The sequence below is a fragment of the Streptomyces sp. NPDC050211 genome (assembly GCF_040656035.1).
GTDB lineage: Bacteria > Actinomycetota > Actinomycetes > Streptomycetales > Streptomycetaceae > Streptomyces.
This window is the reverse complement of record NZ_JBFALC010000009.1, coordinates 50306-62884: the sequence shown is the minus strand read 5'-3', so window position 1 is coordinate 62884 and position 12579 is coordinate 50306. Positions and strand designations below refer to the sequence as shown.

Here is a 12579-nt window from a genome sequence, read left to right as displayed (position 1 = left end):
CGACGAAGGGGGACCCTTACCCCAGGCGCTCCACCAACGCCCGGTACTCATCCCACAGCTCCTTCGGCGTGTGCTCACCGAACGTATTCAGATGCTCGGGAACCAGCGCCGCCTCCTCACGCCAGACCTCCTTGTCCACGGTGAGCAGGAAGTCCAGCTCCTCCTCGCCCAGTTCAAGCCCGTCCGTGTCCAGCGCACCCTTCGCCGGCAGGATCCCGATCGGCGTCTCCACACCCTCGGCCTTGCCCTCCAGCCGCTCCACGATCCACTTCAGGACGCGGCTGTTCTCACCGAAGCCGGGCCAGACGAACTTGCCCGCGTCGTTCTTGCGGAACCAGTTGACGTAGTAGATCTTCGGCAGCTTGGCCGGGTCCTTGTCCTTGGCGACCTCGACCCAGTGCCCCATGTAGTCGCCCATGTTGTACCCGCAGAACGGCAGCATGGCGAAGGGATCCCGCCGCAGCTCACCGACCTTGCCCTCGGCGGCGGCGGTCTTCTCGCTGGCGACATTCGCGCCGAGGAAGACACCGTGGTTCCAGTCGAAGGACTCCGTCACCAGCGGTACGGCCGTCGCGCGCCGCCCGCCGAAGAGGATCGCGGAGATCGGCACGCCCTTGGGGTCCTCCCACTCGGGCGCGATGATCGGGCACTGCGAGGCGGGGACGGTGAAGCGGGCGTTGGGGTGAGCGGCGGGCTCCGAGGACTCCGGCGTCCAGTCCCGGCCCTTCCAGTCCGTGAGGTGGGCGGGCGTCTCCTCGGTCATCCCCTCCCACCAGATGTCGCCGTCGTCCGTCAGCGCGACGTTGGTGAAGACGGAGTTGCCCCACAGCGTCTTCATCGCGTTGGCGTTGGTGTGCTCACCGGTGCCGGGCGCGACGCCGAAGAAGCCGGCCTCGGGGTTGATGGCGTACAGCCGGCCGTCCTCGCCGAACCGCATCCACGCGATGTCGTCGCCGATCGTCTCGACCGTCCAGCCGGAGATCGTCGGCTCCAGCATGGCGAGGTTGGTCTTGCCACAGGCGCTCGGGAAGGCGGCGGCGACGTACTTGGACTGACCCTGCGGCGGCGTGAGCTTGAGGATCAGCATGTGTTCGGCGAGCCAGCCCTCGTCGCGCGCCATGACGGAGGCGATGCGCAGGGCGTAGCACTTCTTGCCGAGCAGGGCGTTGCCGCCGTAGCCGGAGCCGTAGGACCAGATCTCGCGGGACTCCGGGAAGTGGGAGATGTACTTGGTCTGGTTGCACGGCCAGGCCACGTCCGCCTCCCCCTCGGCCAGCGGGGCGCCCAGCGAGTGGACGGCCTTCACGAAGAAGCCCTCGGTGCCCAGCTCGTCGAGGACCGGCTGCCCCATCCGGGTCATCGTGCGCATGGAGACGGCGACGTACGCCGAATCGGTGATCTCGACGCCGATCGCGGACAGCGGCGAGCCCAGCGGGCCCATGCAGAAGGGCACGACGTACATGGTCCGGCCGCGCATGGAGCCGCGGAACAGGCCCTGCTCGCCGGCGAAGATGTCCCGCATCTCGGCGGGGGCCTTCCAGTGGTTGGTCGGGCCCGCGTCCTCTTCCTTCTCGGAGCAGATGAAGGTGCGGTCCTCGACCCGGGCGACATCGGTCGGGTCGGAGGCCGCGTAGTACGAGTTCGGGCGCTTGATCGGGTCGAGCTTCTTGAAGGTGCCCTTGGCCACGAGCTCCTCGCACAGTCGCTCGTACTCGGCTTCGGATCCGTCACACCAGACCACGCTGTCCGGCTGCGTCAGTTCAGCGATCTCGTTCACCCACGAGACCAGTTCTTTGTGGTGGGTGGGAACGACGGGGGGAGCCGCGATGTCGCGCGCCACGATTGCTCCTAGATGAGGGATTTTTTGGTTGGAGGCCCCGTGGGGGCTGCGACCCGGATGCATCCCAGCGGCTTGGCTGGCGCTCATCCGGTGCCGACCGCACTCATTTGATCATCCGACGGGAGCGCCCATCTGTCCAGAGGGCGTCACAGGTGAGCGGAGTGAGCATCGCCACGCTTGAACCCGTCGCTTTGCGTGCACGTTGGGTTCAGCAGACCGTCTCTTTGCGTGACCATGCACGCGGGAGGCGCCAACTCCCGTGAGACGATGGCCACTCTGTGCGGGTCATCCAGGCAGACTGATACGTAACTTACGGTTACGTAGGTACGATGGCCCGCATGACTGCGTCCGCCTCCGACGCGCCCTTGGACACGCCGGCCGACGGCCTCCGTCCTCACGCGCTCGCACTGCCGCATCCCATTAAGCCCAAGCTTCGGGGCTGGCTGCATCTCGGCATGTTTCCGGCCGTACTCATCGCAGGTCTCGTACTCACCGCCCTCGCCGACTCGCCGAGAGGCCGCATCGCCTGCGGCATCTTCGCCCTGACGGCCTGTCTGCTGTTCGGAGTCAGCGCGCTGTACCACCGGGGCAACTGGAGCCCCAAGATGGACGGCGTCCTGCGGCGGCTGGATCACGCCAACATCTTCCTGATCATCGCCGGCACCTACACCCCGCTGACGATGCTCCTGCTGCCCGGAGCCAAGGGGGAGGTGCTGCTGTGGGGCATCTGGGGAGCCGCGGTCGCGGGCATCCTCTTCCGGGTGTTCTGGGTCGGCGCCCCGCGCTGGCTCTACACCCCGTGCTATATCGCGATGGGCTGGGCGGCGGTCTTCTTCCTGCCGGACTTCATGCGCGCCGGCGGGATCGCCGTCCTGGTCCTGGTGATCGTGGGCGGCCTCCTCTACAGCGCGGGTGGCGTCATCTACGGCATCAAGCGCCCCAACCCGTCCCCGCGGTGGTTCGGCTTCCACGAGGTCTTCCACTCCTTCACGCTGGCGGCGTTCGTCGTGCACTACGTGGGGATCTCGCTGGTGGCGTACCAGCACGCATAGCCCTTCGGGGAGCTCATCGCAGTGGCCGCGGCTTCAAGCCGCGGCCCTTTTTCATGCCCGCACACCGGGTACAGGGACAGCCACATATTGACAGCTTCCATCTTTTGAGAGTTACTCTCATTTCATGGTTACTGTCACCCATACTCCGGACCCGCGCCGCTGGTGGGCCCTCGCCGCCCTGGTCGCGAGCATGCTCACGCTCGGCTTCGACATGACGATCCTCAACGTCGCGCTGCCGACGATGGCGGCCGACCTCGGCGCCAGTACCGGCGAGCAGCAATGGATGGCGGACGCGTACGTCATCGTCTTCGCGGCGCTGATGCTCCCCGCCGGACTGCTCGGCGACCGGTTCGGACGGCGGCTGATGCTGATCACCGGGCTCGGCGTCTTCCTCGCCGGGTCGCTCATCGGCGCGCTGGCCGACGATGTGACGTGGGTGATCGTGGCCCGCGCGGTCATGGGCATCGGCGCGGCACTGGTCACGCCGCTCGCGCTGTCCGTCCTGCCCGCGCTGTTCGCGCCTCAGGAGCGCACCAAGGCCGTCGGCATCATGTCCGCGGCGTCCGCGCTCGGCCTGCCGCTCGGGCCGATCATCGGCGGCTGGTTGCTCGACCACTTCTGGTGGGGCTCGGTCTTCCTCGTCAACGTGCCCATGGCCGCGGTCGGCATCGCCGCCTGTGTCTTCCTGCTCCCGGAGACCCGGGACCCCGCCTCCCCCAAGGTCGACACGGTCTCCACCGCGCTCACCGCGGCCGGGCTCGGCGCCCTCATCTACGCGATCATCGAGGCCCCGACGCGTGGCTGGGGGGACCCGCTGGTGCTGGGGATGTCCGGCGCCGGCCTGCTGCTCATCGCCGGTCTGGTGGTGCGCGAGCGGCGGGCGGAGCGGCCGATGCTCGACATGGCGCTGCTCGGCCACCGCGGCTTCCTCTTCAACACCCTGGCCGCCACGCTGGTGATGTTCATCCTCTCCGGCCTGCTGTTCGTGCTGCCGCCCTACCTCCAGGCCGTCCTCGGCCATGACGCCCTCGGCACCGGCGTGCGGCTGCTGCCGATGATGGGCGGTCTCCTCGTCGCCACCCGGGCCGCCCAGCCGGTGATCGCCCGGTTCGGGGCCCGGGCGGTGGTGAGCGCGGGCCTGGTGGTGCTGGCCTTCGCCGCGCTGCTGGGCAGTCGTACGACGGTGGACTCCGGCTACGGCTTCACCGCGCTGTGGCTCTCCATCGCCGGCGTCGGCTTCGGCTTCTCCGTGATCCCGGCCATGTCCGGCGCCCTCGGCACCCTCCCGCGCGACCGCGCGGGCAGCGGGTCGGGGCTGCTGATGACGCTGCGCCAGGTCGGCGCCGCACTCGGCATCGCCCTGCTCGGCAGCGTCCTCTCGGGCGTCTTCCGCGACCGGCTCGACGTCACCGGCCTGCCCGCCCCGGCCGCCGACACCGCCGGGGAGTCCGTGGTCGCGGCGCATGTCGTCGCCGAACGGACGGGCTCGGCCGACCTCATCGCGTCCGCGAACGGCGCGTACGTCCACGGCATGGGCCTGGTCCTGCTCGTGTGCGGGATCGCCGCGCTCGTATCGGCACTGCTGGCCGCCGCGTTCCTGCCCGGCACCCCCGAGGCGGAGGAGGAGCCCGACCCGCCCGTGGCCCTTCCTCAGGAGGATGCCCGACAATGACCTCCATGACGGCCGCACGTACCCCCACCTCCGCCGACCGCCCCCAGTCGGGGCTGCGCGAGCGGAAGAAGACCAAGACCCGGATGGCGATCCGTACGGCGACGTACGAGCTGATCCAGGAGCAGGGGTACGACGCCACCACGATCGAGCAGATCGCCGACCGCGCCGAGGTGTCGCCGTCGACCGTCTTCCGCTACTTCCCGACCAAGGAGGACATCGTCCTCACGGACGAGTACGACCCGCTGATCGAGGAGGAACTGCTGCGGCGGCCCGCGGACGAGCCCTGGCTGGACTCGCTGCGGTACGCGCTGAAGACGGGCATCGTCCTCGCCATGGCCGAGGAGCCCGAGGTGACCCGGCTGCGGTCGCATCTGATGGTCCAGGTACCGGCCGTGCGCTCCCGGATGATCGAGAGCATGTCCATCACTGCCGAGCTGCTGCGCCGGGTCATCGCGGAGCGCACCGGCCGCGCCGCCGACGATCTGGAGGTGCGCGTCTACGCGATGTCCCTGATCGGCGGGCTGACGGAGGTCGCGCTGTACTGGGCGGAGAACGACTTCGAGGACGAGCTCGAAGACCTGGTCGACCGCGCGATGGACGTCTTCGCGCATGGCCTCCCCCCGAAAAACGCCTGAGGCCACACCCCTCCCGCGTGTCATCCTGGCCAGGTGAACGGTCCCGAGATCCACGTCGAATTCGACCCCGGACTGGCCCTGTTCGTGCCGCAGGCCCGACGCCGCGGCGCCACCCCGGTGGCCACCGACGGCGTCTCCACCCTCGGCCATGTCATCGAGTCCCTCGGCGTCCCGCTGACCGAGGTCGGCGCACTCGTCGTGGACGACCGCGAGGTGCCGGTGTCGTACGTCCCGAAGGCCGGCGACTCGGTGAGCGTCCAGCCCGTCGAGCGCCCCCAGCAGGTTCCCGGCGCTCCCCTGCGCTTCCTCCTCGACGTCCATCTCGGCACCCTCGCCCGCCGGCTCCGCCTGCTCGGCGTGGACACGGCGTACGAGTCGACGGACATCGGCGACGGGGCACTGGCCGCGCGCTCGGCCGCCGAGAAGCGGGTCATGCTCAGCCGTGACCGGGGTCTGCTGCGGCGCCGGGAGCTGTGGGCCGGCGCGTATGTCTACAGCACCCGCCCCGACGAACAGCTCCCCGGCATCCTCGACCGGTTCCGCCCCGAGCTGCGGCCCTGGACTCGGTGCATCGCGTGCAACGGCCTGCTGAAGGAGGCCACGAAGGCCGAGGTCGCGGACCAGCTGCAGCACGGGACGCACCGGTCGTACGACGTCTTCGCCCGGTGCGAGGAATGCGGACGTGCCTACTGGAAGGGCGCGCATCACGAGCAGTTGCAGGCCATCGTGGAGCGGGCGCTTGCGCTGCGCTCGGAGCGCCGTTGAGGGAAGGGGCGCGGGGAACTGCGGGCCGTTTGTGGCTGGTCGCGCCCACGCGGCGGAGCCGCATATCGATACAGCCCCGCGCCCCTTCGGGGGCGCCTAGCGCCTCGTCAGATCCTTCTTGCCGCAGGCCACTCCGTCCTTGTTGCGGTCGAGCCGGAGCGGGTCGTCCTTGCCGTTGACCTTCAGGCGGCCGTAGTCGTTCGACTTGAGCCAGGCACAGCGGGCCGCCGTCGTCTTCTTCACCTCGTCCGGGAAGGCGGTCGGCACGCACACGTTGATCGAGCCGTAGTGCCGGTCGCAGCCGGAGACGGTGGGGCTGACCTTCTGCGAGGTCCGCTTCTTGCCGGGCTCATGCACCGTGCCCTCCAGGGAGTCGGCGAAGGAGTGGACGTGGGCCGAGGCGTCGGTGGCGCTCAGGGCCTGCGGACCCTGGAGGTGCACCCACTTGGCCACGGACGGCACGCCGTTGGCGTCGACCGCGAAGAGCATGTACCAGCCGGGCGGGGCCATGTTGGGGTTGCTCGTCACGTTCAGGTCGACGTTGTTGCCGTCCACCGACAGCGGCAGGTCCACGAACCGCTGGTTCGGGTCGGAGGAGTGGGTCACCGCGGCCGGGCGGATCAGCTCGGCCTTGGCGATGGGACGGTCGACGGTGATCCGCTGGGTGTCGCCGTAGGTCCACTCGGTGTCGATCACCGAAGTGATCGCCGGACGTGCGCCCTTGAGGAGATAGGGCGGCGTGTAGATCGACACGTCGTGGTTCCAGGTGCCGTTGCCCGGGTTGTCGCCGGTGGTCATCACCCGGCCGTCGGGCAGCAGGAACGCGGAGGAGTGGTAGCCGCGGGCCTCGGGATCGACGGCGACCGGATCGAAGGTGTTGGTCGCCGGGTCGTAGATCGACGTCTCGTAGACCGGGTCGGCCCGGTTGTGCAGCGCGCCGCCCGTCTCGAGGACCTTGCCGTCGGGCAGGAGGACGGCGGAGACGTACATCTTGCCCTGGTTGCCGGTCTGCGGCACCGGGCCGTTGCCGAGGTCGACCGTGCCCTGCGGGATCGGCGGGCCTGCCACGTAGGCCGGGTTGGCGGTCTTGAGGTCGATGACGTCGGTCAGCCGGTTGGCGTCCGGGTTGGAGTCGATGTTGCCGCCGCCGAGGGTGAGGACCTTCTGGTCCTGCGCCGGGGGCAGCAGCACGCTCGCCGACTGGTCGCGCTCGTCCTTCTTCTGCAGGCCCGGCGTCTGCGTGATCGTGTTGGCGTCGTAGTCGTAGATCGCCGATCCGGTGCCCGGGATGTTGTTGCCGAAGGTGTGGCTGCCCGAGTAGAAGAGGCGGCCGTCCTGCATCAGGATCATCGACGGGTACAGACCCCAGTACGACCAGGTCTGGTTGACCTGCCAGGTCGGCAGCCACTTCTGCTGCGCGTCCGACCACAGCTCCGCCGTCACCGAGCCGGTCGAGTCCTCTTTCAGTCCGCCGAAGGAGATGACGTCACCGTTGCCGAGGGCGGTCGCCGACGGGTACCAGTGGCCGTCGTTCATGTCGTTGGTCTTGCTGTACGTCTCGCTGACCGGATCGAAGATGTACGAGTCCTTGTAGCCCTGGTAGCCGATCGTGCCGTCCGCCGTCGGATAGCCCTTGTTGCCGCTCATCACCAGCACGCGCCCGTCCTGGAGCTGTACATGCCCGGCGCAGAACATGTCCTTCGGCGTGGGGATGACCTTGTAGGTGCCGGTGGCCGGGTTGTACACCGCCGAGGTGAAGGTGCCCGCCTTGAACTGCTCCTCGCTGTTGCCGGAGCCCGCGATCAGCAGCACCTTGCCGTTGTTGAGGACGACGGAGTGCATGGAGCGCACCGGGTTCTTCGTGGGCAGCACGTCCCACCTGCCGTTGGCGCACTCCGCGGGCGTGCCCGTGCACACGGGCTGGGGTACCGGGTCGGCGACCTGGTCCATCGTGTAGTCGTCGGTGGTGGCCGAGCCGGTGCCGTAGACGGAGACGCCCCAGGAGATGCGGTCGGTGCCGGCCGGGACCGCGGGGGTGCGGACCGACGCCTGCGTCCAGGCGCCCGCGAGCTCCAGTGTCTTGAGGTCGGTCCAGTACTGCCAGCCCGCCGTGGTGTCGTGCCGGAAGAGGGTGAGGGACGTGTCCGGGGTGGTCGACTTGTACCAGAGCCCCAGGTCGTACTGCTTGCCCACCGTCACGACCGGCGCGCACGCCGTCGACTCGGTGACCAGGGCCTTGCGGTCGCCGGAGACCCGGCGGGTCAGCTCGACCTTCATGGCCTTGGTGCCGGAGTGGGCGTCGGCCGTCGTGGTGAAGCTGAAGTCGTTGTCGCCCCAGCCCGACTTCGACCAGCAGTACGGCATGCCGTCGGTGCCGGCGGTCTCGAAGCCGGGGTTCTTGATGAGGTTGGCGGCCAAGGCGGGTTGGGGCGTGCTGAGCAGCAGGCCTGCGGTGAGGCCCATGACGGCCAGCAGGGCCGGTCTCCGTCGGGATCTCATGCGGCTGAATCTCATGCTGCACTCCTTGCTGTGCGGCTCGTGCGAGGCAGATAGACCAGCGCTTCGGTTCCGACGAAGCGCAGGACGAAGGTGATGACCAGGGCGAGCGCCGTGGCGGGCAGGACGGCCAGGCCGAACTGCCCCACGAGCAGCGCGATCAGCGGGATGCGCAGCACCAGGTCGGCGTTGGCGAGCAGCGCGAACCGGATGGTGCGGTCGGCCCAGTGGCGGTGCCCGCGCCGGTCGCGGAACAGCAGCTTCTCGATGAGCAGGAAGTTCCAGGCCACGCCGAACTGGTTGGCGACGATCTCCGCGGGCAGGTAGTGCATCCCCGCTCCGGTCAGCGCCCACAGCGCGAGCAGGTTCGGTACGAAGCCCGTCAGCCCGATCAGCCCGAACACCACCATCCGGGCCAGCGGGTCGGCCGTACGCAGCCCGGCGAGGTGCCGCAGAAAGCGCCGTCCCTCCGTTGCCGTGGACTTGGACTCCCCGGCGAAGCGCTCCTGGAACACGAACGGCACCTCGGTGACCGTGCGCGGACGGCTCCGGACCGCCAGCTCCAGCAGGATCTTGTAGCCGAGCGGCTTCAGCGTCCCGTCGGTGATGTGGCTGCGGCGGATGGCGAAGAAGCCGCTCATCGGGTCGCTGATGCCGTGCAGCTTGCGCGGGAAGAGGGACTTGGTCAGCCAGGTCGCCGCCCGCGACACGGCCACGCGGTAGCTGCCCGCCAGTCCCGCTCTGCTGCCGCCCTTGATGTACCGGGAGGCGACGACGAGACCGGCGTTCGACCGCTCGCCGGTGGCCACCAGATCCGGTACCAGGGACGGCGGATGCTGACAGTCGCCGTCCATCACGACGATCCAGTCCGACGTGGCGGCCTTCATCCCCTCGACGACCGCGCCCCCGAGCCCGCCGACCGGCTCGTCCCGGTGCAGCACGGCCACCGGGAACGGACAGTCCTGCGCCGCCTCCCTGATCACCTGGGGCGTGTCATCGGTGGAGTCGTCCACGAAGAGGACTTCGCAGGGCAGCCGGGACGGCACCGACTCGGTGATCAGGTGCAGCAACTCCCGTATGTTCTGCGCCTCGTTGAAGGTAGGCACGACGATGGTGACGGCACCGGGTTCCGGGACCTCGGAAGCCGCCAAATCCGGCACGGACACCGGTGCGGTGTGTTCCTGGCTCATCGGACGCCTCCCGCCGACTGGATCTGCCGGATCTCGATGCGGTCCTCGCCGGTGCCGAAGACGGCGACCGGGGTCGAGTGCTCGATGGCCGCCTTGACGTTGGGCAGGTCGACCGCGTCGCGCCGTACCGTCGGCGAGGCGACCACGTAGTCGAGGTCCCGCCAGCCGCGCGGCATCGTCTTCGTCACCGCCGGGTCGAGGTCAGCCTTGTAGAACCAGATGACGCCGAGCCCGGGCTCGTATCCGGAGTGCACCAGGTCCAGCCAGAGCGCGTCGTCGACGAGTACCCGGGTCTTCTCCGGGTCCGCCACCTCACTGCCGAGCCACTTCGAGGCGGCCCGGTAGGGCGCGTTGGCGTCGGCGGTGACGGCGGTGCGGTCACCCTCGTACCAGCGCGGCACGACGTACGCACCGGCGGCGAGTGCGAGGACGACGGCGAGTGTGTACCGGCCCCTGGTCAGATAGCGCTGTTCGTCCGGCAGGCGCCATCTGCGGAGTACGGCGTGGGCGACGGACGCGGTGCCTCCGGCGAGGACCAGGGCGAGGAAGGGCAGGGCCTGGATGACGTACATCGCGGGCAGATAGCCGTTGGGGCGCAGGGCGAGCAGGGCCAGGATCGCCACGGTGAGCGCCGGTCCGGCGAGCGCGCGGGCGGTGACCGACCAGCGCCAGGTGGCCAGCAGGAGCAGCGCGCCCGCGAGGCCGCCGAGGGGCAGGACACGGTCGTAGTAGAGCCAGGACTGCAGGACGCCGTACGAGCCGGTGCCCCGGTCCAGGATGAAGCCCGAACCCGGCCTGGTCATCTGGTACTTGATGCCGTCCCAGAGGGAGACATGGCCGCTGCCCGGGAGCAATTCGCCCTTGAGCAGGGCGAAGAGCGGGTACGCGAAGCCGATCAGGGCGCAGGCCGTGACGGCTCCGGTGAGGGCGAACTTGCGGGTGTCGCGGTGGCTGTGCCGCCACATGGTGATGAACAAGGCGGGCAGGATGACGAGCATCGTCTCCTTGGTGAGCACGGCCGTCGCGGCGGCCATGCCCGCGCCGAAGTGGTGCCAGAGGTGACGGCCCGGGGATGCGGCGAGGCAGAACGCCAGCAGCGTCCACATCACCGCGAGGTTGTCGAGGAAGATCTCCCGCTGGAGGACGACGGACAGCGGCGAGAGCCCGAAGAGGACCATGCCGAGCCCGGCGGCCCAGCGCGGCAGCGAGAGGCGGCGGCCCAGCACGTACAAGAGGACCGCGCTGATACCGCTGATCACCAGCATCATCACGCGCATCGAGCCGACCGTCATCGACTCGGGGCTGAGCGCGGCCGGTATCCAGGTGAGCAGGGCCATCTGGATCCAGCCGAGCGGCGGGTGGTCGTACCAGTACGTGTAGTGGGCGAGGCCCTCGCCCTGCTGGACCGCCCAGGCCTGGGCGAGATAGGTGCCCTCGTCGTCGCTGAGCGTCGGGTAGGCGGCGATGTTCCAGCCCTGGACGACGAGGATCGCCACCAGGAGCACACCGCACAGGAGGAGGTCGGGGCGGGAGGAACGCAGCCTCTTCGGCGGCGTTGTTCGACCGGTCGAACCGGCTACAGGCGCAAGCTGCCGCTGCGCGGGGACCTTGGTGCTGGTCACCGCGGGAAGAGTGGAGGTCACGCAGGAACGTCCTCTCGGATCACTTCGGTGAGATGTGCGCCGACATGAGTCGTCAGCTCCCAGTCGTTCCGGCCGCGCTGCTCACGCCATACGGCGCGGACGGCGGCCCCGGCGAGGAGGACCTGATAGAAGGGGCCGCCCACGACGAGCTTCACGTAGTGGACGAAGCGGACGCGTAGCCCGTACTGCTTGCCGAAGTCGTGCAGTCCGACGACCTCGAAGACGAAGGTGACGATCGCCGTCACGGCCGGCAGGAAGGTGATGAACGCGATGGCGACCGGGACATCGAGGAAGAGCGCGATCGCCACGTTCAGCGGGATGATGACGCCGGTGAAGGCCTGCATGAACGGCGTCATCAGGGTGTAGCGGGCGAGCAACCGCTGCCCGAAGCCCGGGAGTTGCTTCCAGTCCTTCTTCCGGTACACCTGGAGGAAGCCCTGGTTCCAGCGGGTGCGCTGCTTCAGCAGCGACACGAGACTGCCGGGCGTCTCCTCCTTGGTCACCATCTCGGAGTCGTAGGCGACGACGACCTTCTTGCCGACGCTGGACAGCCGCACACCCAGGTCGCAGTCCTCGGCGAGGCAGTCGGGATCCCAGCCGTCGGCCTCCCGCAGGACCTCCGTCCGCACGAAGACGGTGTTGCCCCCAAGTGGGATGAAACCTTTCTGCGCATGGAGATGCAGCCGGGAGCGGAACCAGAAGAAGTACTCCAGGCAGTTGCGCAGGCTGTACCAGCTGGAGTGGAAGTTGATGAGCTGGACGCCGCCCTGGACGACATCCGCTCCGGTCGTCCGGAAGGCGTGGTCCACATGAGCGAGCAGCTCCGGATGGACCTGGTCCTCCGCGTCGAAGACCCCGACGATGTCGCCGCGGCAGTGCGGCAGCGCCGTGTTCATGGCCTTCGGCTTGTTCTTCTTCTCATGGGTGTCGACGACCACGCACACGCGCGGATCGCGCGCCTCCGCGTTCCGGGCCACCTCGGTGGTCTCCGGGTCGTCGTGCCCGACGATGACGATGATCTCGAAGTCGGTGTGCGTGGACTCCAGCAGCCGCTGGATCGTGTGGTCCAGCACGGCCTGTTCATGCCGTGCGGGCAGCAGCAGCGAGAACGAGCGGTGTTCGCCGCCGTCCGGGCTGCTGAATCGGGTGGAGGCGAGCACGTCGGGCGTACGCCACGCGTGCATCTGCCACCACAAGGTGAAGGCCGCCATCCAGAACAAGGCCAGTGAAACGGCAGCGATGAAGACAGACGTCAGCAACAGATCCCCCCAGATCCCCAAAACCCC

At 68.9% G+C, this 12579-nt stretch carries 9 protein-coding genes; 4 read left to right on the top strand and 5 right to left on the bottom strand.

What is annotated here, in order from left to right; all coding sequences use genetic code 11:
• Positions 1–16: 16 nt before the first annotated feature.
• Positions 17–1840, bottom strand: a complete 1824-nt coding sequence (locus AB0I98_RS11970) for a phosphoenolpyruvate carboxykinase (GTP) (RefSeq protein ID WP_362939045.1) — start codon at positions 1838–1840, stop codon at positions 17–19.
• A gap of 338 nt (positions 1841–2178) precedes the next feature.
• Here AB0I98_RS11970 and AB0I98_RS11965 point away from each other — a divergent pair, with 338 nt between their 5' ends.
• From AB0I98_RS11965 to AB0I98_RS11950, 4 genes are all read left to right on the top strand, one after another.
• On the top strand, positions 2179–2892 hold the full coding sequence (locus AB0I98_RS11965; RefSeq protein ID WP_362939042.1) for a hemolysin III family protein: 714 nt from the start codon (positions 2179–2181) through the stop codon (positions 2890–2892).
• Positions 2893–3016: 124 nt separating this feature from the next.
• On the top strand, positions 3017–4564 hold the full coding sequence (locus AB0I98_RS11960; protein WP_362939039.1) for an MFS transporter: 1548 nt from the start codon (positions 3017–3019) through the stop codon (positions 4562–4564).
• 5 nt (positions 4565–4569) lie between these two features.
• On the top strand, positions 4570–5199 hold the full coding sequence (locus tag AB0I98_RS11955; protein ID WP_362939036.1) for a TetR family transcriptional regulator: 630 nt from the start codon (positions 4570–4572) through the stop codon (positions 5197–5199).
• Between the two features lie 33 nt (positions 5200–5232).
• Positions 5233–5964: a Mut7-C RNAse domain-containing protein gene (locus AB0I98_RS11950; protein ID WP_362939033.1), complete on the top strand. Its 732-nt coding sequence runs from the start codon at positions 5233–5235 to the stop codon at positions 5962–5964.
• Positions 5965–6060: 96 nt separating this feature from the next.
• Here AB0I98_RS11950 and AB0I98_RS11945 read toward each other — a convergent pair whose 3' ends face one another.
• The 4 genes from AB0I98_RS11945 to AB0I98_RS11930 are packed head-to-tail and all read right to left on the bottom strand — an operon-like array spanning position 6061 to position 12552.
• Positions 6061–8463 carry a galactose oxidase-like domain-containing protein gene (locus AB0I98_RS11945; protein ID WP_362939522.1) on the bottom strand — a complete coding sequence of 801 codons (2403 nt, stop codon included), beginning with the start codon at positions 8461–8463 and terminating at the stop codon, positions 6061–6063.
• A gap of 11 nt (positions 8464–8474) precedes the next feature.
• Positions 8475–9650, bottom strand: a complete 1176-nt coding sequence (locus AB0I98_RS11940) for a glycosyltransferase family 2 protein (RefSeq protein WP_362939030.1) — start codon at positions 9648–9650, stop codon at positions 8475–8477.
• Positions 9647–11293, bottom strand: coding sequence for a phospholipid carrier-dependent glycosyltransferase (locus tag AB0I98_RS11935; RefSeq protein WP_362939027.1), 1647 nt, complete (start codon positions 11291–11293; stop codon positions 9647–9649). Before AB0I98_RS11935 ends, AB0I98_RS11940 begins: the two co-directional genes overlap by 4 nt.
• Positions 11290–12552 (bottom strand): glycosyltransferase, encoded by a 1263-nt coding sequence (locus tag AB0I98_RS11930; RefSeq protein ID WP_362939024.1) that lies wholly within the window; start codon positions 12550–12552, stop codon positions 11290–11292. The genes AB0I98_RS11935 and AB0I98_RS11930 overlap by 4 nt, the downstream gene beginning before the upstream one ends.
• Positions 12553–12579 lie beyond the last annotated feature (27 nt).

What these genes read in the sequence shown, in the direction of transcription:
- AB0I98_RS11965 (WP_362939042.1), top strand. Translation starts at nt 2,179, where the DNA reads ATGACTGCGTCCGCCTCCGACGCGCCCTTGGACACGCCGGCCGACGGC.
- AB0I98_RS11960 (WP_362939039.1), top strand. Translation starts at nt 3,017, where the DNA reads ATGGTTACTGTCACCCATACTCCGGACCCGCGCCGCTGGTGGGCCCTC.
- AB0I98_RS11955 (WP_362939036.1), top strand. Translation starts at nt 4,570, where the DNA reads ATGACGGCCGCACGTACCCCCACCTCCGCCGACCGCCCCCAGTCGGGG.
- AB0I98_RS11945 (WP_362939522.1), bottom strand. Translation starts at nt 8,463, where the DNA reads ATGAGATCCCGACGGAGACCGGCCCTGCTGGCCGTCATGGGCCTCACC.
- AB0I98_RS11940 (WP_362939030.1), bottom strand. Translation starts at nt 9,650, where the DNA reads ATGAGCCAGGAACACACCGCACCGGTGTCCGTGCCGGATTTGGCGGCT.